Annotated in this window: 17 protein-coding genes; 7 read left to right on the top strand and 10 right to left on the bottom strand. The window is 69.9% G+C overall.

The window, feature by feature from the left end; translation table 11 throughout:
- Window positions 1-185 precede the first annotated feature (185 nt).
- The 3 genes from FHY05_RS02600 to FHY05_RS02590 form a co-directional block, all read right to left on the bottom strand.
- Window positions 186-1520: a gluconate:H+ symporter gene (locus FHY05_RS02600; RefSeq protein ID WP_183942821.1), complete on the bottom strand. Its 1335-nt coding sequence runs from the start codon at window positions 1518-1520 to the stop codon at window positions 186-188.
- A complete protein-coding gene (locus FHY05_RS02595) occupies window positions 1521-1913 on the bottom strand; it encodes a RidA family protein (RefSeq protein ID WP_183925607.1) in 393 nt (130 codons plus the stop codon).
- Window positions 1914-2100: 187 nt separating this feature from the next.
- A complete protein-coding gene (locus FHY05_RS02590) occupies window positions 2101-3543 on the bottom strand; it encodes an amidohydrolase family protein (RefSeq protein ID WP_183942820.1) in 1443 nt (480 codons plus the stop codon).
- An 84-nt stretch (window positions 3544-3627) separates the two neighbouring features.
- Here FHY05_RS02590 and FHY05_RS02585 point away from each other — a divergent pair, with 84 nt between their 5' ends.
- Window positions 3628-4851, top strand: a complete 1224-nt coding sequence (locus FHY05_RS02585; protein ID WP_221190938.1) for an alanine racemase — start codon at window positions 3628-3630, stop codon at window positions 4849-4851.
- 724 nt (window positions 4852-5575) lie between these two features.
- Window positions 5576-6013 carry a hypothetical protein gene (locus FHY05_RS02580; RefSeq protein ID WP_260181096.1) on the top strand — a complete coding sequence of 146 codons (438 nt, stop codon included), beginning with the start codon at window positions 5576-5578 and terminating at the stop codon, window positions 6011-6013.
- Window positions 6014-6129: 116 nt separating this feature from the next.
- On the opposite strand, the gene FHY05_RS02575 is transcribed toward FHY05_RS02580, so the two are convergent.
- Window positions 6130-6738: a TetR/AcrR family transcriptional regulator gene (locus tag FHY05_RS02575; protein ID WP_183942819.1), complete on the bottom strand. Its 609-nt coding sequence runs from the start codon at window positions 6736-6738 to the stop codon at window positions 6130-6132.
- Window positions 6739-6840: 102 nt separating this feature from the next.
- On the opposite strand from FHY05_RS02575, the gene FHY05_RS02570 reads away from it, so the two are divergent.
- Genes FHY05_RS02570 through FHY05_RS02560 form a run of 3 tightly spaced genes read left to right on the top strand, consistent with a single transcriptional unit; the run spans window position 6841 to window position 12822 of the window.
- The gene (locus tag FHY05_RS02570; protein WP_183942818.1) at window positions 6841-8034 is read left to right on the top strand and encodes an efflux RND transporter periplasmic adaptor subunit; all 1194 of its coding nucleotides are present in this window, start codon (window positions 6841-6843) and stop codon (window positions 8032-8034) included.
- Window positions 8035-8040: 6 nt separating this feature from the next.
- The gene (locus tag FHY05_RS02565; RefSeq protein WP_183942817.1) at window positions 8041-11244 is read left to right on the top strand and encodes an efflux RND transporter permease subunit; all 3204 of its coding nucleotides are present in this window, start codon (window positions 8041-8043) and stop codon (window positions 11242-11244) included.
- Between the two features lie 3 nt (window positions 11245-11247).
- Window positions 11248-12822, top strand: coding sequence for an efflux transporter outer membrane subunit (locus FHY05_RS02560; protein ID WP_183942816.1), 1575 nt, complete (start codon window positions 11248-11250; stop codon window positions 12820-12822).
- A 62-nt stretch (window positions 12823-12884) separates the two neighbouring features.
- Here FHY05_RS02560 and FHY05_RS02555 read toward each other — a convergent pair whose 3' ends face one another.
- On the bottom strand, window positions 12885-13190 hold the full coding sequence (locus FHY05_RS02555; protein WP_183942815.1) for a UrcA family protein: 306 nt from the start codon (window positions 13188-13190) through the stop codon (window positions 12885-12887).
- Between FHY05_RS02555 and FHY05_RS02550 the strand changes: the two genes are divergently transcribed.
- On the top strand, window positions 13162-14202 hold the full coding sequence (locus tag FHY05_RS02550) for a LysR family transcriptional regulator (protein ID WP_260181095.1): 1041 nt from the start codon (window positions 13162-13164) through the stop codon (window positions 14200-14202). The two genes, FHY05_RS02555 and FHY05_RS02550, sit on opposite strands and share 29 nt — an antisense overlap.
- A 306-nt stretch (window positions 14203-14508) precedes the next feature.
- On the opposite strand, the gene FHY05_RS02545 is transcribed toward FHY05_RS02550, so the two are convergent.
- The 5 genes from FHY05_RS02545 to FHY05_RS02525 form a co-directional block, all read right to left on the bottom strand.
- Entirely contained in the window at window positions 14509-15354 is an 846-nt protein-coding gene (locus FHY05_RS02545) for an outer membrane protein (protein ID WP_183942814.1), read from the bottom strand.
- A 101-nt stretch (window positions 15355-15455) separates the two neighbouring features.
- Entirely contained in the window at window positions 15456-16466 is a 1011-nt protein-coding gene (locus tag FHY05_RS02540; protein WP_183942813.1) for a ferritin-like domain-containing protein, read from the bottom strand.
- Window positions 16467-16521: 55 nt separating this feature from the next.
- On the bottom strand, window positions 16522-17502 hold the full coding sequence (locus tag FHY05_RS02535) for a ferritin-like domain-containing protein (RefSeq protein WP_183942812.1): 981 nt from the start codon (window positions 17500-17502) through the stop codon (window positions 16522-16524).
- Window positions 17503-18095: 593 nt separating this feature from the next.
- Window positions 18096-20123 carry a M13 family metallopeptidase gene (locus FHY05_RS02530; RefSeq protein WP_183942811.1) on the bottom strand — a complete coding sequence of 676 codons (2028 nt, stop codon included), beginning with the start codon at window positions 20121-20123 and terminating at the stop codon, window positions 18096-18098.
- 179 nt (window positions 20124-20302) lie between these two features.
- The gene (locus FHY05_RS02525) at window positions 20303-21049 is read right to left on the bottom strand and encodes an SDR family oxidoreductase (RefSeq protein WP_183942810.1); all 747 of its coding nucleotides are present in this window, start codon (window positions 21047-21049) and stop codon (window positions 20303-20305) included.
- A gap of 92 nt (window positions 21050-21141) precedes the next feature.
- Between FHY05_RS02525 and FHY05_RS02520 the strand changes: the two genes are divergently transcribed.
- Window positions 21142-22098 (top strand): AraC family transcriptional regulator, encoded by a 957-nt coding sequence (locus tag FHY05_RS02520; RefSeq protein WP_183942809.1) that lies wholly within the window; start codon window positions 21142-21144, stop codon window positions 22096-22098.
- Window positions 22099-22127 lie beyond the last annotated feature (29 nt).

Raw genomic sequence — 22127 nt, 5'->3', positions numbered from 1 at the left:
CACCGGCGTCGTCCTTCGTCACCCTGGGCTCCTGCTTGCGCAGGAGCACGGGCCGCTCGTCACACCAGTGCCGCCCGGCCTAGCGTCAGCAGCGTCCGGCCGTGCTCCTGCGCACGCAGGAGCCCAGGGCCACAGAGGTCATGCCTCATGATTGAGCTTCTACTCCCGCAGGCGCGCATCGGCGCTCACACCAGCGCGGACAGCCCCAGCGTCAGCACCAGCGCCACCACCGAGATCAGCGTCTCGCACACCGTCCAGCTGCGGATCGTGTCGGCGACGCTGAGCCCGAAATATTCCTTCACCAGCCAGAAGCCGCCGTCGTTGACGTGGCTCAGCACCACCGATCCCGCGCCGGTGGCGAGCACGAGCAGCTCGGGCCGCACCCCCGGGTTGGCGGCGGCGAGCGGCGCGACGATCCCCGCCGCGGTCGCCATCGCCACCGTCGCCGAGCCGGTCGCGACGCGCATCAAGGCCGCGATCAGCCAGGCGAGCAGCACCACGGGCACGTGCAGCTGCGCCGCCAGCGCGACGATCGCGTCGGAGGCGCCGCTGTCGGTCAGCACGCGGCCGAACCCCGCGCCGACGCCGACCACCAAGGTGATCATCGCGGTCGGCGCGAGGCACTCGTTGGTGTAGCGCTGCAGCGTCGCCGCGCTCAGCCCGCGCGCCAGGCCGAGCGTCCAATAGCTCACCAGCACCGCCGCGAGCAGCGCGACCACGGGCGTGCCGAGGAAGCGCAGCGCCTGGTCGAGCGGCGTGCCCGGCGCGGCGAGCGACGGCGCGAGGCTGCCGAGCAGCATCAGCGCGACCGGCATGAGGAGCGTCGCCACCGTGATGGCGAAACCGGGCAGCGCGCGATCGGGCACGTCCGCCGCCGCGGGCGAGGGCGGCACCGCGGGGGCGAGCCGCGGGACGATGAGCCGCGCGTAGAGCGGCCCCGCGACCGCCGCGGTGGGCACGCCGACGATCAGCGCGAACAGCACGGTCAGCCCGACGTCGGCGCCATAGGCCTGGGTCGCGAGCATCGCGGCGGGGTGGGGCGGTACCATCGCGTGCACCACCGACAGCCCCGCCGCCATCGGCAGGCCGAGCCGCAGCGAGTGCTGGCGCAGCCGCCCCGCGACCGCGAAGACGATCGGCACGAGCAGCACGAAGCCGACCTCGAAGAACACCGGCAGGCCGACGATCAGCGCCACCGTCATCGCCGCCCAGTCGGCGCGGCGCGCGCCGAACAGGCCGATCACGGTGCGCGCGACACGGTCCGCGCCGCCCGACTCGACCATCATCTTGCCGAGGATCGTGCCGAGCCCGACCACCAGCGCGATATGCCCGAGCGCGCTACCGACCCCGGCCTCGAACCCCTTGACGATGTCGGCCGGCGCGATCCCTGCCACCAGCGCGAGCCCGAGCGACACCAGGGTCAGCGCGACGAACGGGCTGAGCCGCGCGCGCACGATCAGCAGGATCAGCAGCGCGACCGCGCCGGCGGCCTCCAGCAGCAGCAGCGTGCCGCCGCTCACTCAGGGCTGCTTCCAGGCGACGCAGTCGACCTCGACCTTGCAGTCGACCACCATCTGCGAGACCACGCAGGCGCGCGCCGGCGGGTGGGCGCCGAAATATTCCTTGAAGATGCGGTTGAACGACATGAAGTCGCGCGCGTCGTCGAGCCACACGCCGCAGCGCACGACATGCTCCGGGCCGTAGCCGGCTTCCTCGAGGATCTTGAGCACGTTGCGGATCGCCTGGTGGGTCTGGGGGATTATGCCGCCGTCGATCACCTCGCCGTCGACCATCGGCACCTGCCCTGAGACATAGAGCCAGCCGTCGGCCTGCACCGCGCGCGCGAACGGCAGGTGCTGCCCGCCGGTGCCGCTGCCGCCCTCGACGCCGTAGCGCTTGATGCCGTCACTCATCGATGATGTCCTTCGTTGTTTGATCACTAGAGATCCTCCCCGGCACGGGGAGGGGGACCAGCCGCAGGCTGGTGGAGGGGGGCTTCCGCAGACGCTGCGCCATGAGGCGAGCCCCCCTCCACCACCGGCCCGCGGCCGGCGGTCCCCCTTCCCGCGAGCGGGGAGGAGTTGATCTGCCCCGCCGCCACTACCGCGCCGCGCCCGGGCGCCGCAGCAGCCGCCCGCCGCGCGCGCCGGTGACGCCGCCGCGATCGAGCGTGGCGACGCCGTTGACCCACACGCCCAGCACCCCCTCGGCGGCGCGCACCGGGTCGTCGTAGCTGGCGCGATCGAGCACGCGCGCGGGATCGAACAGCACCAGGTCGGCGGCGAGCCCGGCGCGGACATAGCCGCGGTCGCGCAGGCCGAGCCGGTCGGCGGTGAGCCCGGTCATCTTGCGGATCGCCTCGGGCAGCGCCAGCAGCCCGCGCTCGCGCACGTAATGCGCCAGCACGCGCGGGAAGCTGCCCCACAGCCGCGGGTGCGGGCGCGGGTCGCACGGCAGCCCGTCCGAGCCGATCATGGTGAGCGGGTGCGCCAGGATGCGGTCGACGTCGCTCTCCGCCATGCAGTGGTAGACCGCGCCGGCAGGCTGGAGCCGTTGCGCCGCGTCGCGCAGCGCGCAACCCCAGTCGGCGGCGATGTCGGCGAGCATCCGCCCGGCCTGGTCGGGCTCCTGCTCGGACCAGGTGATCAGGATCGGCGTCTCGGGCACCACCTGCTTCAGGTCGAGCGTCGAGGAGCTCGCGGTATAGGGATAACAGTCGCAGCCGGTCGGGTGAGTCGCCGCGGCCGCCTCGAGCCGCGCCAGGATCTCGCCGCTGCGGCCGTACTGGCTCGCGCCGGCGCATTTGAGGTGCGACACCACCAGCGGAGCGCCGGCGTGGCGCGCGATCGCGACCGCCTCGTCGATCGCGGGCAGGATCGCGGCGCCCTCGCTGCGCAGGTGCGTGGCGTAGAGCGCGCCGGTGTCGCGCAGCGCCGCGGCCACCGCCATCACCTCCTCGGTCGAGGCGTGCGCGGCATTGGCATAGGCGAGCCCGGTCGAGAAGCCGAAGGCGCCGGCGTCGAGCGCGGCGGCGAGGTCGGCGCGCATCGCTTCGCGCTCGTCCTCCGCGGCATCGCGATCGAGCCGATCGAGGTGGCGCGCGCGCAGCGCGGTGTGGCCGACCAGGGCGACCACGTTGGTCGCGGGCATCGCCGCGTCGACCGCGGCGGCGTAAGCGGCGAAGTTGGCGTAGGCGAAGTCGCCGGGCGGGCCGAGCAGCACCATCGGGTCGGGCAGCGCGTCGCCCGCGCGGCCAGCGCCCGCGCTGATCCCGCAGTTGCCGACCACCACGGTGGTGACGCCCTGGGTGATCTTGGGAGTCATCGCCGGCGCGGTGATCGCGACCAGATCGTCGTGCGTGTGCGCGTCGATGAAGCCGGGCGCGAGCGCGAGCCCGCGCGCGTCGATCGCGTCCTCGGGCGGCGTGTCCGCGGCGGGAGCGACCGCGGCGATGACGCCGTCGCGCACGGTCACGTCGGCGCGGTAGCCGGCGGCGCCCGAGCCGTCGTACAGCTCGGCGCCGGCGATGATCGTCTCGGTCATGGCTCCTCCCCGTCGCGATGCCGTCGCCACTGTCTCCCGACGGAGGATTAATGTAAACAATTTTAGGTATCTGGGAGACACGAGGTGGACGAGCTGAACAAAGGGGTCGGGCAGGGCGGCAGCGGGTGGGACCTGCTGGCGGGCGACGTGCCGCTCCCCGCCGCGGTGCTGAGCGGCCCCGACATGGCGCACAATCTCGCCTGGATGCGCGCCTTCATCGATTCCTATGGGCTAGCGCTGGCGCCGCACGGCAAGACCACCATGGCGCCCGCGCTGTTCCGCCGCCAGCTCGACGCCGGCGCGTGGGGGATCACGGTCGCGACCAGTCAGCAGGCGCGCGTCGCCGCGGCGCACGGGGTGGAACGGATCCTGATTGCCAACCAGGTGGTCGGCGCGGCCAATGTCGCCGCGGTCGCCGCGCTGGCGGCGCGTCCCGGGCTCGACCTGCTCTGCCTGGTCGACAGCCCCGCGGGCGTGGCGCAGCTCGGCGCGGCGTGCCGCGCGCGCGGCGCCACGCTCGACGTGCTGATCGAGCTCGCGCCCGAGCGCGACCAGGAGGGGCTGCGCTGCGGCGTGCGCGACGCGGCGCAGCTCGCCGCGGTGATCGCGGCGCTGGCGGAGTGGCGCGGCGCGCTGCGGCTGGCGGGGATCGAGTTCTACGAGGGCGTGCTCGCCGACGAGGCGTCGGTGCGGCGCTTCGTCCGCCGCGCGGTGGCGACGGTCGAGCGGCTCGTGGCGGAGGGGCAGGTCGAGCGGACCCCGGCGATCCTGACGGGGGCGGGATCGGCCTGGTACGACGTGGTCGCGGAGGAGAGCGCCGCGGTGGCACGCGCCGGCGCGGTGCAGGTGGTGCTGCGTCCCGGCTGCTACATCAGCCACGACGACGGGCTCTACCGCGTCGCGCAGGAGCAGATCCTGCGCCGCAACCCGGTGGCGCCGGGGCTGGGCGCGCCGCTGCGGCCCGCGCTGCGGGTGTGGGCGGCGGTGCAGTCGATCCCCGATCCCGCGCGCGCGGTGGTGGCGATGGGCAAGCGCGACGTCGCCTTCGACGCCGGCCTGCCGCGCCCGGCGACGCGCTTCCGCCCGGGGCAGGACGCCCGACCGGCCGAGGCGCCCGCGCACTGGACGGTGACCGGGCTGATGGACCAGCACGCCTATCTGGCGATCGCGCCGGGCGACGATCTCGCGGTCGGCGACGTGATCGCCTTCGACATCTCGCACCCGTGCCTCACGTTCGACAAATGGCGGCGCATCCTGGTGACCGACGCGGCGCATCGCGTGACCGAGGTGCTCGAAACATTCTTCTGAGGACGCTCGGCGGTTCTCAGGCGCAGCAGTCCTTGGCACCTGTTTCCTACCGTTCGGCACGAAGGAGCGGGATCGAGTGATCGCAGGGACGGGCGGACTACTTGCCGGTGCGAGCCGGCCCGGCAACCGGTCACGTCGACGCACCGGCCTCGGACATCGATACGAGCGGACGGTAGAACGCGGGTGGCTGTGGGGACCTCTCCGCTAACCGCTTCTGCGTCCATTCCCGCGCTCCTCCTAGAAGAACCTTGTTCCCAACGTTCGACGCGAGCGGCGTGACGACGCAGCGCCTGCCCGCCGCTATCAAAGCGTCGGCCCGTTCGATCGGGTTACCCGGCCGAGCGAGTAGGCAGGGTCCGACCAGTAAACCCTGGCCCAGCGGCCGCAGTGCGCTCGTCGCACTGGCGTCGGGCGTCAAGCCGACGATTGCTCGCTCAGCGCCGCGGAAAAATGTTTACCGTGCGGTACATAATCGATTGACGGCGCGAGCGGCCCCTTCTATACCGCCCAGTATAAATGATCTGGCGGCCTTCCGGTGACGTCGTGATGAAAGGGTGCATCATGACGTCGTCGCGCCCAGGCGTCGTATCAGCATAGCTCAAGGGTGCGGACGCGCGTTGCTCGGCGGCGCGGCGCCCGATTTCGACACGTGCAGCGTCTGTGGCTACCTCGGTGCGTTTGTCCAGGGGCGGCGGTGCGCTGACAACCGCAGGGGAGAAACTACATGGCCTTCATCGACTTCTCCTCCGCACTCGGTTGCGCTGCTACGGCCATCAACGTCGAGCGGTCATCGGCGGTCGGCGGGCAGCGCGCGAGCTTGGGCGCCGAACGCTCGCGCTCTGCGGCCAGCCATGCCTCGCTCAGCGCGCTGGAGTGGCTGGTGGTCTCGCTTGCGCGCGGCGACCGACTCTCCTCGCTGCGCACGCCGGGCAAGATGGCCACCGCGATGGGCATGTTGTTCGGTCGGCGGCCCAATCCGCGGCTGGCGGATCCGAAGCTGGAGGCGCTGAGAAGGTTGTCGGTACACGCCTGGCACCGGGGCTTCGCCGTCCCGGTCAGCGCGGTGAAGGCGTTCGTCGCCGCAGGCTATACCAGCGACCACTACGAGCTGCTGCTCGCCAGCGTCAGCAAGGCGCGCCTGCGGCGGGGAAGGGCGGGCTGATCGCCGACCTCGAGTCGCCCCGCGTCCGATCGATCTCGCTGTTTGCCCGCGTGCCTGCTCCGCTCCTCGATGCCGGCGTCGCCGCCCGCGGCCGCGATGCTGTGGCCGCGCCGGCTCTAGCCGGAAGCCGCGTCGTCGCACACCGACGCGAGGAGACACGCGACCAATCTGCTGCTCGCGGGTCCGACCAGCTCCGCCTCCACGATCCGCGTGAAGACCGATCCGACGGATATCATCATGAACGCTTCCGCGAGCAGCTGATGCTCCCGGGTCACGGCGTCGCCCCCCGTCAGGCCGGCGAACGCCCGGCTGATGTTATCGAACATCATCGTGCGAACACCGAGGAAAATCTGCTTGATGCGATCGTTCCGGGCAGCCTCTGCCGCGATCTCGAGAAAGAGGCGGTCGCCTTCTTCGTCCTCGCGGCTGGTAGCCGAGGTGAGCCATTCGCGCACACCCTCGCGGCTCCGCATCGCCAGCGCCTTGTCGAGGGTCGCCAGGTCGGCGAACTTCTTGCAGTCGTCCTCGACGATCGCCGCGATGATGTCCTCCTTCGCAGGGAAGTCGCGATACAGCTGCTGAACCGCGACGCCGGATTCGCGGGCGATCAACGCGATCCCCGTGTTGTGGAAGCCATGCTCCACGAAGAGCCGGCGAGCCGCTTCCTTGACATGTTGGCGGCGCTGCTCGGCGCGCGTCTGACGGGTTCGATCAACGACGGGCAACGGAATACCTTTGCTACTCAGGTTGACGCTATTGTGCAGTGCGGCTAACGACGCGATCTGGAAGTGATCGCTCCCTTACAATTTATCAAGCGAGAAAGTGTCATGGTCTCGAAGCGGCTGACCGGCTGTGTGATGGCGTCCAGCGCGTTGCTCGCGCTCGCCGGGTGCGGTGACGCTGGCAAGGGGCAGCAGCAGGCGCCACAGGCCCCGCCCCCCGTCGGCTACGTGGTGGCGCATGAGGAGCCGGTCGCGCTGACGACCGAGCTTCCGGGACGGACGACCGCCTACGAGACCTCCGAGGTGCGGCCGCAGGTCAACGGCCTGGTGCTCGCGCGCCTGTTCGTCGAGGGCGACGTCGTCCGGAAGGGGCAGCCGCTCTACCGGATCGATCCGTCGCCGTACCAGGCTCAGGTGGCCAGCGCCCGTGCGGCTCTCGCCCGTGCGCGTTCCAGCATCGCCTCGAGCACGGCCCTGGCGCGGCGCTACGGCGAGCTGGTGAAGATCAACGCGATCGCGCGACAGGAGTTCGAGAACGCGCAGACATCGGCCGCGCAGGCGCAGGCCGACGTCGCCGCCCAACAGGCGGCACTGCGCTCCGCCCAGATCGATCTCGGCCGCACGACCATTCGTGCGCCGATCACCGGCCGCATCGGCCGGTCGCTCTTCACCACGGGCGCGCTCGTCTCGGCCGCGCAGGCGAACCCGCTCGCGACGATCCAGCGCATCGATCCGATCTACGTCGATATCCAGCAGTCGAGCGCCGACCTGCTGAAGCTGCGCCGGCAGATCATGAGCGGCCAGTTGACCCGCAACGGCGACGCGAAGGTGAAGCTGAAGCTGGAGGACGGCAGCGAGTACGGGCCGGAGGGCAGCCTCCGCTTCGCCGACGTCACGGTCGATCCGACCACTGGATCGCAGGTGATCCGGGCGCTGATCCCGAACAGCGGGGGTCTGCTCCTGCCTGGCATGTTCGTCCGCGCCTCGCTCGCGCAGGGCACCGCGCAGAAGGCCATCCTCGTGCCGCAACGCGCCGTGGGCCGCGACGAGAAGGGCCAGGCGACCGTCATGGTCATCGGCAACGATGGCAAGGTCCAGGTGCGAAGCCTGCAGACGAGCCGCGTGATCGGCGAGAACTGGCTCGTGTCCGGTGGCATCAATCCCGGCGACAAGATCATCGTCGAGGGCGGCATGATGCTGCGCCCGGGGATGCCGGTGCAGGGGCATCCGTTCGATCCCAACGCCAAGCCCGCAGGCGGTCCGCCGCCCTCGGGTCCGGCGCAGGCGCAGGCGAAGTAATCGGCCATGTCACGCTATTTCATCGATCGTCCGATCTTCGCCTACGTGCTGGCGGCGATGGTCCTCATCGTCGGCATCCTCGCCGTCCGCACGTTGCCGATCGCGCAATTCCCCGCGATCGCGCCGCCCGCCGTGTCGATCACCGCCAACTACCCGGGCGCCGACGCGCAGACGCTCGAGAACACGACGACCCAGATCATCGAGCAGCAGATGAAGGGGATCGACCACCTTCGCTACTTCTCGTCCTCGTCGTCCTCATCGGGCACCGTGACGATCACGCTTACCTTCGAGCAGGGCACCGATCCGGACATCGCGCAGGTGCAGGTGCAGAACAAGCTGCAGGCAGCGACTCCGCTGCTGCCGCAGGAGGTCCAGCGCCAGGGCATCATCGTCGCCAAGGCGACGCAGAACTTCCTGCTGTTCGTCGGCCTGTACTCCGAGAACGGCAAGCACGACGCCGACGACCTCGCCGACATCGTCGCCTCGCGCATCCAGGATCCGCTGTCGCGGGTGACGGGCGTCGGCGACACGCAGATCTTCGGCTCGCAATACGCCATGCGGATCTGGGTCGACCCGCTCAAGCTGAACAACTTCGCGCTGACGATGTCGGACGTGACCAGCGCCGTGACCGCGCAGAACGCCCAGGTGTCGGCCGGTCAGATCGGCGCGCAGCCGGCGCCGAAGGAGCAGATGCTCAACGCGACGGTGTCGGTGTCGTCGCGGCTCACGTCTCCGGAGCAGTTCGCGCAGATCCGGTTGAAGAGCAATCCGGACGGCTCCGTCGTGCGCCTCGGCGACGTCGCCCGGGTCGCGATCGGCGCCGAGAACTACAGCTTCTCGGCCGAGTGGAACGGCAAGCCGGCCTCCGGCATCGGCATCAAGCTGGCTCCCGGCGCCAACGCGCTCGACACCGTCGTGGCGGTGAAGGAGCGGGTCAACGAGATCGCCAAGCAGTTCCCCTCGGATGTGAAGGTGATCTTCCCGTACGACACGTCGCCGTTCGTGCGACTGTCGATCGAGCAGGTGATCGAGACGCTGGTCGAGGCGGTCATCCTCGTCTTCCTCGTGATGTTCCTGTTCCTGCAGAACTTCCGGGCGACGCTGATCCCGACGATCGCGGTGCCCGTGGTGCTGACCGGCACCTTCGCGGTGCTGGCGGCGTTCGGCTACTCGATCAACACGCTGACCCTCTTCGGCATGGTGCTGGCGATCGGCCTTCTCGTCGACGACGCGATCGTCGTGGTGGAGAACGTCGAACGTCTGATCACGACGGAGCATCTGTCGCCGCGCGAGGCCGCGCGGAAGTCGATGGACGAGATCACCGGCGCGCTCATCGGCATCGCCATGGTATTGTCGGCGGTGTTCCTGCCGATGGCGTTCTTCGGTGGCTCGACCGGCGTCATCTATCGCCAATTCTCGATCACCATCGTCTCGGCGATGATCCTGTCCGTCGCAGTGGCGCTGATCCTGACACCGGCGCTGTGCGCGACCATCCTCAAGCCGCACGATCCGAACAAGGGAGAGGGCAACGGTCCGCTGGCGCGCTTCTTCCGCTGGTTCAACGACCGCTTCGACCGGGGCCGCGACCGCTACGAACGCGGCGTACGCTCGACGGCGAGGCGATGGGGTCGGTCGCTCGTCGCCTATGCCCTGATCGTCGCCGGCATGGCATTCCTCTTCATGCGGTTGCCGACGGGCTTCCTGCCCGACGAGGACCAGGGCGTGATGATCGCGCTCGTACAGGGCCCGCCGGGGGCTACGACGGCGCGCACGCAGAAGGGTCTCGATCTCATCCGCGACCAGTTCCTCGGCGACGCCAAGGACGCGATCCGGGGCGTCTACACCATCAACGGCTTCAGCTTCGCCGGCGTCGGACAGAACAGCGGCATCGCCTTTATCCCGATGAAGGAGTGGAAGGACCGGCCGGGTGCGGCGAACAAGGCGCAGGCGATCATCGGCCGCGCCATGGGTGCTTTCGCGCGCTACAACGACGGCCTCATCTTCGCGGTGATCCCGCCGGCGGTGCAGGAACTCGGCAACGCGACGGGCTTCGATCTCCAGCTCGTCGACGACGGCGGCCTGGGTCACGAGAGGCTGCTCGCCGCACGCAATCAACTGCTCGGCATGGCATCCCAGAACAAGTCCCTCGTCGGGGTCCGCCCCAACGCGCTGGACGACGCGCCGCAGCTGAAGGTCGACGTGGACCAGGACAAGGCGCGCGCGCTGGGCCTCGATCTCTCCAACGTCAACAACACCATCGCGACGGCATGGGGCGGTTCGTACGTCAACGACTTCATCGATCGCGGCCGCGTCAAGCGGGTCTATATCCAGGCCGACGCGGCCTACCGCATGTCGCCGGAGGATCTCGGCGACCTCTACGTGCGCGGCGCGAGCGGCAGCATGGCGCCGTTCACCGCCTTCTCCAACCTGTCGTGGGGGCAGGGGCCGATGCAGCTGACCCGTTACAACGGACAGCCGGCGATGGAGATACTCGGGCAGCCTGCGCCGGGCGTGTCGTCCGGCGCCGCTCTACGGGCGATGCAGGAGATGCAGGCCAAGCTGCCACCCGGCACGCGGCTCGACTGGACGGGGCTGAGCTACGAGGAGCAGCTGTCCGGCGGCCAGGCGCCCGCGCTGTACGGCCTGTCGCTGCTGATCGTCTTCCTCTGCCTCGCTGCGCTGTACGAGAGCTGGTCGGTGCCGATCTCGGTCATGCTGGTGGTGCCGCTCGGCGTCGTCGGCGCGCTGCTGGCGGCCTGGCTGACCGGGTTGAACAATGACATCTACCTTCAGGTCGGCCTGATCACCACGATCGGTGTCTCCGCGAAGAACGCGATCCTCATCGTCGAGTTCGCGGAGGAGAAGATGCGCGAGGGCCTGAACTCCTTCGATGCGGCGATCGAGGCGGCCAAGCTGCGGCTTCGCCCGATCCTGATGACCAGTCTCGCCTTCGTTTTCGGCGTGTTCCCGCTGGCAGTGTCGAACGGAGCCGGCGCGGGCGGTCAGAACGCCATCGGTCGCGCGGTGGTGGGCGGTATGCTGTCGGCGACGGTGCTGGCCATCTTCTTCGTGCCGATGTTCTTCGTGGTGGTGCTCCGGCTGTTCGGCAAAGGCGGCAAGGCGGAACCCGCCGCGCAGGATCGCCCGGACGATCATGGGCGCGACAATGACGATGGTCGCGTGCACGCGCCCACGCCGCAGGGAGTCTGAGTTGTGTTGAACAGCAGAAACGCGTCGGCCGTGCTGGTCGCGGTAACGCTCGCCGGCTGCAATCTCGCTCCGAAGTATGTCCGGCCGATCGGCGAAGTGCCCGCGGCTCTGCCGCAGGGCGGCGTCTTCCCCGCAGCCGCGAGCGACGCGCCTGACGTGAGCAAGACCGGCTGGCGTACCTTCTTCACCGACGAGCGGCTCCGCCGCACGATCGCCCTCGGCCTCGAGAACAACCGCGATCTCCGCATCGCCGCGGCCAACGTGCTGCAGGCGCGCGCGCAATATCGCATCAGCCGCGCGGATCTCGTTCCCTCGACCGTCCTGTCGGGCTCGGCCACCTACACCAACAACATCCAGGGCGCCGCCGGTGCGCTCGGCGGAGCGGCCGGCGGCGGTACCGGCGCAGGAACGGGAACGGGAACGGGAACGGGAACGGGCGTCGGCACCGGAGCGGGTGCGGGCACGGGAACTGGCAGCTCGGGCGGTGCCGGTGGGGTCGGAGCGGGCGTGGGATCCTCGTCCAACAACCTCGAATTCTACTCGGTGAATGCCGGCTTCTCGGCGTTCGAGCTCGATCTGTTCGGACGAGTGCGGAACCTCAACCGCGCCGCGCTGGAGCAGTATTTCGCGACCGAGGAAGCGCAACGCTCAGCGCGGATCAGCCTGATCGCGGAGATCGCGACCGCTTGGCTGACCTATGCCTCCGATCAGGACCAGCTGAGGATCTCTCAGGACTCGCTCAAGTCGTTCGAGCAGTCGCTCGAGCTTACCCGCGCGCAATTCCGGATCGGCGTCGCGTCCGAGCTCGAGGCGCGACAAGCGGAGACCAGCTACCAGGCTGCCCGCAACGACATCGCGGTGTTGAGGACGCGGCTGGCGCAGGACAAGAACGCGCTCGATCTGCTGGTCGGATCGCCGCTTCCCGCCGACCTGCTGGCCGAGGGACTCGGGTCCGGCGGCGCGGCGCTGCAGACGCTTCCCGTCGGCATCTCCTCCGACGTGCTGTTGCGCCGGCCCGACGTGCTCCAGGCCGAGCACCAGCTCATCGCGCAGAACGCCAACATCGGAGCGGCGCGGGCCGCGCTGTTTCCCCGCATCTCGCTGACGGCGACGCTAGGAACGATCAGCACCGCGCTCAGCGGTCTGTTCGCCGGCGGCAGCTTCACCTACACCGGCGCCCCTGCGGTCTCGCTGCCGCTCTTCGACGGTGGGCGTCTCCGCGGCGGCGTCGACGCCGCGCGCGCGCAGCAGCAGGCGGCCGTGTCGACGTACGAGCGTGCCGTGCAGACGGCGTTCCGGGAGGTCGCGGACGCCCTAGCGCAGCGCGGCACGATCGACGAGCAGATCTCCGCGCAGACCGCGCGCGCCGACGCGGCCGCGGCGGCGCTGAGGATCTCCGACGCGCGGTACCGCGCCGGGGTGGAGTCGTTCCTCACCACCCTCGACTCACAGCGTTCAGCGTATGCGGCGCAGCAGCAGCTGGTTACGACGAGGCTGAACCGCGAGAGCAACCTGGTCGAGCTCTATCGCTCGCTCGGTGGTGGGATCAGCGACGACGGTGAGGCGCAGCGACGATAGTCGATCGGGTGTGAGCGGGCCGCTCGAACGGCGGAGCGAAGCGCCCGGCTGCGCCGAGGAGGCTAGCGGGCGGCGGAAGGCTGCCGGGCGACTGCAACGGCCTGATCCCGTCGCGCGCGAACGACGGCGATGGCGCCCCGCACGCAGCGTGGCTGCGCGTTCGTCGCCGAGAGATCCGTGGGTGAGGGGGTGCCGCAGGCCTCGTCGGCCGCTCGCGCGATACGCGCGTCCAAGCGTGCGATGTCGCGCGCCTGCGCGAGATCCAGGTCGGCGTGTCGGACGACGACCGAACGGGTCACCGTCTCGCCGTCGGCAGGCACACAGAGGCAGTTCGTGGCCATGGCCACGATCAGCGGGAAGCGGGGCATGTGGTTGTCCTCCGAGCGCGGCGAGGCCGCGATGTCGACCGAGAGTAGGGTGGCCGGGGCGGATCCAGAAACAACGATGTTGCGAGAGCGCTCTGCAAAGATGCAGAACACGCCCATGTTCGACTGGGATGACGCGCGGTACCTGATCGTCGTTGCAGCGACCGGCAGCACGCTCGCTGCCTCGCGCCGGCTGGGTGTCAGCCAGACCACGGTCGCGCGGCGCGTGAGTGCGCTGGAGTCGGCACTGGGCCTTCGACTCTTCGAGCGACGTGCGGCCGGATACCAGCTCACCGACCAGGGGCGGGCGTTGCTGCCCGCCGCACTCCAGCTTCAGCAGGTAGCCGAGCGCTTCGCCGATGCGGCGAGAACCGCGGTCCGCGACATCAGCGGCGTCGTACGGATCACGATGCCGGAGATCTACGCGACGACCATCCTCGCGCCCATGCTGCGCGATTTCCATCGCGCTTATCCTGCGATCCGGATCGAGCTCGACACCACGGACGCGTTGCGCGACCTCGCCGCAGGCGGCGCGGACATCGCGTTGCGGCTGTGCGTGCGCCCCGAGGGAGGCGGGCTGATCGCGCGGCGGGTCGCCGTCGACGCGTGGAGCGTGTACTGCAGTCGCGCCTATGCGGCCGAGCGCGGTCAACCGAGAAACCGGCGGGAGCTTGCCGATCACGTGCTGATCGCGGGCGGCGAGCCCGCGATGCGGCGCCACTATCGTGAGTGGCTAGCGACCAACGACCTCGAGGCAGCCGTCGCGATGGAGCACGACACCGCCGTCGGCATCTTGTCGGCGGTCCGCGCGGGAGCGGGTGTCGCCGCGATGCCGTGCCTCGTCGCCGATCGTGAACCCGAGCTGATCCGTTGCCTGCCCTCCATGCCTCAACATGACCGTGGGCTGTGGCTGATGACGCACGAGCGATCGCGCAACGTGCCGCGCATGCGCGCCACGCTCGACTTCGTCGCCGAGCGGTTCGCCGGCCTGCGAGGCGAGACTGGCGCCGGCTGAGGAGAGGCGGGCCTCACATAACGAGACGTCTCGGTGCGGCGCGACGACGGGCTGCCCTGAGAACTCGTAGTGGCCGGTTCCTGGGTCCTCGGCACGGCGGAGCGTGACGCAAGCGCCCGCTCGAGGTCGTCGCGGCATCGCCGGGACAGACGTACGAGCTGCGCGTCCTCCGACGACGAGGTCGACGGGACGACGGGAAGGGAAACGGCGAACCCCGACCGACAGCTCAGCTCGCGTCATCACGGCCAGCAGGCGGAAGGGTCGCGCCGCTGCGGAACGGGTCTCGCAGCGGCGCGTGCTAACTGATCAGAAGCGGAAGGCGGCTGTGGCGCGCAGGGAATGCCAGCGGAACTTGTCGTCGCTACGGATGAAGTCGGTTCCCGACGCGCTGCCGCCGTTGTTGGCGTTGGTGAACGGCGTGCCGGCCGGCCCGGTCGCGCGGACGACGTAATCATCGTCCTGATACTGGTGGTAGATATATTCGAGGCCGATCGAGAAGTGCCGGCCGAGCCGCTGCTCCACGCCGCCGCCGCCCTGGAAGCCGAACTGGTTGCGCTTGCCGCTGCCCTCGAAGGTGTTGGTCGTGTTGGTCGAGCCGAAGGCGCGGTCGATGCGCGCATAGCCCGGGCCGAAGGTGCCGTAGAACAGCGTGGTGTCGTTGGGCGTGTAGCCGGCGCGCGCGCGCACGCCCGCCTCCCAGTCGATCCCGCGGTTGAAGACGTAGCTCGCCGGCGTGCTCGAGAAGGCGCTCACCCCGTCGGTGATGTTGGTGGTGCCGAACTCGCCGACCACGCCGACGACGATGCGGCCGCGCTGCGCGTCGAACCCGACCCGGCCGTAATAGGCCCAGTCGTCCTTGTCCTTGGCGCAGCGTCCGCCGTTGGCGGGGCTGAGCTGGCTGGTGGCGCGCCCGCCGCAGAAGCCCGGCCCGAACGCGTCCGCGCCCGAGCCGGTGCGCACCACGTCGCCATACTCCCCGTCGAGGTTGCGGTCGAACAGCACGCGCGAGCGGCCGCCGTCGTTGGGCTGGACGTCATAGCCGCCGGCGGCGCCGACGTAGACGCCGCTGAAGCCGCCGTCGCGCTCCTGCGCGGTCGCGGGCAGCGCGTAGGCGGCGAGCAGCGCCGCCGCGGTAAATCCGATCACCTTCATGTCTCACTCCCTCGTGAATCGTCGGGGAGGAGGCGGTGGCCTCCTCCCCTGTCGTGGTCATTCCCGTCGAGCGGCGGCCGCGCGGCGCGGCCGGCGCGGCATCAGGGCAGGCCCACCCGCAGCGTCGGGTTGGGGTTGTTCGTCCCGTTGGGGAAGAAGCCGCCCCCGTTCTGGTTGGCGCCGGTGGCGTTGAGGTAGACGATGTTGTGCACCTGACGGCTGTTGCGGCTGTAGGCGATCGCGTCGGCATCGGCCGGGACGAGATTGGCCGCGCCGCCCGTGCCGGTGAGGCCCTGGTCGGTGTCGCCGCCCTGGTCGAGCGCGTCGCGCGCGTCCGAGATCTTCCCGGCCGCGGTGACCAGCGCGGGGGTGGCGATGCCCTTGGCGTAGAGCACGGTGCGCACCAGCCCGGCGTGGTACGCCTCGGCCGCGAGGATGCCAGCCGCGGCCTCGAGGAAGACCTTGCTCGACAGCAGCGGCGCCGCGCCCTTGTAGGCGGTGACCCCGACGTCCTCGAACAGATAGGCGCCGAGCAGGAAGTTCTCGGGCGAGGAATAGGGATTGAACGTGTCGCTCGCGCCGATCACGCCGGCCGCGCGCGCCGCCGCGGTGAAGGCGCCGCTCGCATCGCCAGAGATGTTGATGTTGGGCATGGCGATCGCGGCGGAGCCGAGCGCGGCGCGCAGGAAGGCGACGTGCGCGGCCTCGTCCGCGGCGATCTCGCGGGCATAGGCGCCGACCAGCGCGTCACCCGAGAAGTCCACCTTGGCGCCGCCGGTGACGCTGCCGCCCGCGGTGCCGGTGCCGCTTGCGGTCAGATTGGCTGCCAGACCGCTGCCGTTGACGGCGAACAGATAATATTGCGCTTCGAGATATTCGAGGTTGAGCGCCAGGTTGAGGATGTCGCTGTCCGTCACCGCGGCGGGTGTCGGGGTCGGCGTCGGCGTGGGCATCGGGGCGTCGGAGCCCTCGGAGTCGAAGCAGCCGGACAGCAGGCTGACGCCGCCGAGCGCGAGCGTGCCGCCGCCCGCCACCTTGAGAAAGCGGCGTCGCGCCGCGCGGCGCGTGTCCGCGGCGGCGAGCAGGTCGAGGGCTTTGCGATGATCGATCATGTGCGTGATTCCTGTGATGAGGGAGGGACGGAGAGGCAGGGAAGCCGCCGCACGCTCACGTGGTCGATCGGATGTTGCCGTTGACGCCGTTGGGGAAGAACCCGCCCATCGTCGCGGTCGCGGCGTTGAGGTAGACGATGTTGAGCACCTGTCCGGTGCTGCGGCTGTACGCCAGGCCGTTGGCGTTGAGCGGCGCGATGTTCGAGGTCAGCGTCGCCCCGCTGCCGCTCGGCGTGATGCCGAAATCATCCTTCGGCGCGATGCCGCGGACCTGATCCTCGGTCGGGCTGCCGTCGAGCGCGTCGCGCGCCGCCGATATCTTCTCGGTCGCCTCGACCAGCGCGGGCACGCCCTTGGCGTAGAGCGTCGTGCGGACGATCGCGGCGTGGTAGGCCTCGACCGCGAGGATCCCGGCCGCCGCCTCGAGGAAGGTCTTGTTGCTGAGCAGCGGCGCCGCGCCCTTGTAGGCGGTGACGCCGACGTCCTCGAAGATGTACGCGCCGAGCAGGAAGCTGGTCGGGTCGGCATAGGGGTTGAACACCCCGGTCGTGGGATCGACCACGCCGGCGGCGCGCGCCGCCGCGGTGAAGGGGCCGTCGGCCGCGCCCGAGATGTTGATGTTGGGCATCGCCACCGCCGCCGAGCCGAGCGCGGTGCGCAGGAAGTTGACGTGCGCCTGCTCGTCCGCCGCGATCTCGCGCGCATAGGCGCCCACGACGGGATCGGTCGTGAAGTTGACCTGGGCGCCGCCCGTCACCGTGCCGCCGGCGGTGCTGCCGCTGCCGGTCAGCGTCGACGGCAGGCCCGTGCCATTGACCGCGTACAGGTAGAATTGCGCCTCCAGGTATTCGAGGTTCAGGGCGAAGTTGAGCACGTCCGCGTCGGTCACCGCGGTCTGTGCCTTGGCGGGATCCGCGTAGACGAAGGCGGACCCGACCGCGGCGGCGCCGAGCGCGGCGGTGAACAGGGCCCGGCGATCATGGCGTCGCTGCGCGCGGGTCTCGAGTGCCTCGAGAACAAGATCGTCTTCATTCATGAGTGGCATCTCCCTTGGCTCGGGGCGGGGACCTCTCCTCACGCGCGAGCGCGATGAGCTACGACGCCCTGCGCGGGGCGGATGCGCTCCGATCTGAGAGAATATATCTGCGAGCGCCGGGAACCTCGCGTCGCTTGGAACGTACCGGACACCCCGACCGCGCCGGGCCTCTGACGCTTGGCTTCCCTCAACTTGCGCGAGCCGGGCGACGTCTCGGCCTCGGAGCCGTGAGACCGACGCCGCTCGCGCCGCCACGGACCAGCCGACACGGGAACGCCGGCGGTCGCGGTCGTCGCGCGCACCGCCGACGGCCGATCGGTTCGTGGAGGTGTCCCCGGGGGCGACTGCGACCGCTCGTTGCTTGAGGACGGCCAAGCCTCCTGAAGGTAGCGCTGCGTGCGAGCGCTACTTTCTCAACGGATCGCCGCTCGCGCCAAGGCTCATCGCGCGCTGACTGGCGGCCCCTGGGGCGCCGAGAAGATCACCTCCGCGGCGATCGAGCATACTCTCACCGAACCACCGAGGCGCTCGAAGAGGTCGCCGCGCACGCCGGGTGCGCGACGGTCGCGGCGTCGTACCCGCACCGTCAGCAGTCACCGCCAGATGCTGACCCGCTGCTCCGGCGGCAGATACATGGCGTCGCCGGGCTTGACCCCGAAGGCCCGGTACCAGGGCGCGAAGTTGCGGACGATGCCGTTGACCCGGTACTTGTCGGGCGAGTGCGGGTCGCTCAGCAGCTGCTGACGAACGGACTCGTCGCGCCGCTTGCCCTGCCACGCCTGCGCGAAGGCGAGGAAGAAGCGTTGGTCGCCGGTCATTCCGTCCAGCACCGGCGGCTCGCCGTGGCGCGCGACATAGCGCCGATAGGCGGCGTAGGCGGTCTCCAGCCCGCCCAGGTCCGCGAGGTTCTCGCCGAGCGTCAGCCGGCCCTTGATCTTCACGCCAGGGATGGGCTCGTACTGGTCGAACAACGCGGCGAGCCGGTCGGCCTGGACGTTGTACTTGGCCGCCGTCTCCTTGCTCCACCAGTCACGCAGCCGTCCCTTCTCGTCGAACTGCCGGCCCTGGTCGTCGAAGCCATGGCCCATCTCGTGCCCGATGGTGGTCGCGCCCGTTTCCGCATAATTGACCGCCGGATCGGCGTTCGCGTCGAAGAAGGGCGGCTGCAGGATCGCGGCCGGCAGCGTGATCTGGTTCATGGTGGGGTCGTAGTAGGCGTTCACCGTCTGCGGGGTCATATACCAGAGGCCACGGTCGACCGACTTGGGGAAGCGCTGAAGTTGAAGCCGCCACTGGAAGTCGGCGACTGCCAGATTGTTCGCGAGCGGATCGGTGCGGCTGACCTCCAGCGTCGCATAGTCGATCCACTTTTTGGGATGCCCGACCCTCGGGTCGAACGTCGCGAGCTTGGCCAGCGCCGCCTTGCGCGTCGCGTCGTCCATCCACGTGGCGGCCTCGATCTTGTCGCGGTATGCCGACCGCATGTCGGCGACGAGCTCGTCGGCCTTCGCCTGGGTCTCAGGCGACCAATATCGCTGAACATAGATCGCGCCGACCGCCTCGCCGAGCGCATCGTCGATCAGCGCCATGCCGCGCTTCCAGCGGGCGCGCTGCTCGGGCACGCCGTTCAACGTCTTCGCGTAGAAGTCGAAGTTGGCTTGGTCGAAGGCCCGCGGCAGGGCCGGCGCGGCGTTCGAGATGAACCGCGCCGTCATCCATTCCTTCCACGTCGACAGCGGCACATCGCCGAGCCGCTTCGCCGCCGCCGCGACCGCGCTCGGTTCCGACACGTTGACCTTCGTCGCCGCGCCCAGGCCCATGCCCGCGAGCGTGGCCGTCCAGTCCATCTCGGGCGCGAGCTGGGCCAGCTGCGCGGGCGTCATCGGGTTGTGCGTTTTCACCGGATCGCGGCGCTGCTCCGGCGTCCACTGGTCCTGACTGAGCCGCGTCTCGAGCCGGATGATCCGGTCCGCCTTCGCGCCCGCATCGGGCACGCCGGCGAGCTCCTGCACCTTGAGCAGATAGGCGCGATACGCGCGGCGGATCGCGTCGTACTTCTCGCCTGTCAGCAGGTAATAGTCGCGCGTGGGGAGCCCGAGCCGTGCCTGGCCGGCATCCGCCATGTAGCGCGTCGGGTCGTCCGCGTCGGTCGAGATGCCGATGTTGACGGGCGACGGGTAGCCCGGCCGCATCATCAACCGGACGAGCTCCGGCCGGGACCGGACCGCGTCGATCTTGGCAAGCCAGGGCTTGAGCGGCGCGAGCCCGCGCGCCTCGATCCCGGCCTCGTCCATCCAGGCGGCGTAGAAGTCGCCGACCTTCCTGGCCGAGGGCGTGATCGGCTGGGCGGCCGCCTCCTCCACGATCCGGCGCACCTGCGCCTCGATCTCGTCGGGCAGGTCGTAATTGTAGCCGGCGCCTACCTTGTCCGCCGGGATCGGATGATCGCGCAGCCAAGTGCCGAGCGCGAAGGCGTAGAAGTCGTCGCCCGGCTTCACGCTGCGGTCCATGTCCCGGAGCTCCAGCCCCCAGGGACGATAGCGCGGGGCGCCGTTCTGGGCGGCGAGCAGGGCGGGAACGGACGCAAGCGCAAGGGCGAGCAGGGCGGTGCGGCGCATCATATACTCCGGAACGGATCGACGGAGGGCAGAATAGGCGAATGGTCTCCCTGTCGCCACCGAGCATCCACGATCACGCACCTTCAGCGAACGTCGTCGGTCGAGCCTGCGGTGTCTCCATCGGGGGTGACGCGCATCGGTCGGCGAAGCGGGCCCACAAACCTGCGGGCCCGGCCGGTTGCCTAGTGCGCCTGCGCCGAGGCGACCGCGTCAGCACCCGCGGGCAGGTGCGCCGGTGCCCCCGTGTCGGTCACCGCGCGCCAGACCGCCTCGGCAACGTCCTGTGACGAGGTTGTCGGTCCAGCGTCCTGGTGCCAGCCCGCCATCACCTGCTCGACCAGCGGAACATAGGCCTCGGGGAAGCCGCCGGTCATCAGCGCGCGGGCATTGTCTCCGAAGCGAGTGGCCGGCGCGCGGCCCGGGAGCACGACGCGGACGCGCACGTTGAACGGCGCCAGTTCTAGCGCGACACTGTCGGAGAAGGCGTTCACGGCCGCTTTGCTTGCCGTGTAGACGGACAGCAGCGGCAGCGGCCGGTACGTCACCGAGGAGGTGACGTTGACGACCACGCCGGCCCGGCGCTCGCGCATCTGCGGCAGCACCGCCTGCATCATCGCGATCGTGCCGAGTGTGTTGGTCTCGAAGATCTGGCGCGCCGCGTCGACCGGCGTTCCCTCCAGCGCGTTGAGAAAGCCGATGCCGGCGTTGTTGACGAGCGCGTCGATCGGTCCCGCCGCCGCGACCGCGCTGGCGATGCTGTCGGTGCTGGTCACGTCGAGTTGGAGCACCCTGATACGCTCGGACGCGGGGAGCACTTCCTCGCGCGCGGTGCGCATGGTCGCGATGACGTCCCACTCCCGCGCGGCGAAGTAGCGGGCGATCTCGAGGCCGAAGCCGGAAGAACAACCGGTGATCAAGATGGTCGGCATGCTAGCTCCTGTCGTTGGTACAGGATCAGATGGCATTTCGGCCGGGACCTGCTACGGTCGCCCGTCCGCATCTGTTTGGCGAGCGTCCAGAGTTGCCCGATCCCCTCGCCCAGATCGTCAGCCTGCTTCAGCCCGACCTGTCCTATGCCAAGGTCGTCGAGGCGGCAGGATGCTGGCGCATCCGCCGGGTGGAGAACGGCTTCGCCTTTTTCTTCGCGGCTCTCGCGGGCGCCGTGCGCCTCGACATCAAGGGCCAGCAGACGCTGCTGATCGAGCGTGGTGATTTCGTGCTGATCCCGGCGGCCTGTGAGTTCACCTCGTCCAGCATCGACGGCGCCCCCGCGTCGGGTCGCGACAGCATGCCGGTGGAGATCAGGCCCAACGTCTTCCGTCTCGGCGACCAGATGGGCGAACCCGACGTGCGCATGCTTGTCGGTCATTGCGCCTTCGCGTCGCCCGACGCCGCGTTGCTCGTGTCGCTGCTGCCGTCGCTGATCCACGCACGCGGGGAGCCGCGCCTGACCACGTTGATTCAGCTGGCGGTCGAGGAGTCCCGGGGCGAACGGGCAGGGCGCGACGTCGTGCTCGCCCGACTGATGGAGGTGCTGTTCATCGAGGCGCTACGCTCGTCCGGTCCGCACTGTCCGTCGGGCATCCTGCGCGGGCTCGGTGACGAGCGGGTCGCGGCGGCGATGCGTGCCATCCACGAACGGCCGACCGCGGCTTGGGACGTGCCGGGCCTGGCCAAGGCCGCGGCGATGTCGCGCTCGGCCTTTTTCGAGCGTTTCCGCCGTACCGTCGGCATGGCGCCGATGGAGTACCTCCTGCACTGGCGCATGGTGCTCGCCAAGCGATTGCTCGAGGATGGCAAGATGGCCGTCGCCGAGATCGCCAGGCAGGTCGGCTACAGCTCGGCGAGTACGTTCAGCGTCGCCTTCTCCCGCCATGTCGGCGCGACCCCGACCATCTACGCGCGACAGCGGTCCGTCGCCGATGTGTCCGAACGGGCCACGCTCGCCCAACCTGAACCGGTATCCGCTTTCGGGTAGCGCCTAGGGGGCACGGCGCGGCCGGCTCT

Origin of the sequence: Sphingomonas sp. BK580 (genome assembly GCF_014194975.1) — a bacterium.
Classification (GTDB): Bacteria; Pseudomonadota; Alphaproteobacteria; order Sphingomonadales; family Sphingomonadaceae; genus Sphingomonas.
The sequence above is the reverse complement of the archived record's forward strand: the minus strand, read 5'-3'. Positions and strand labels throughout refer to the sequence as shown.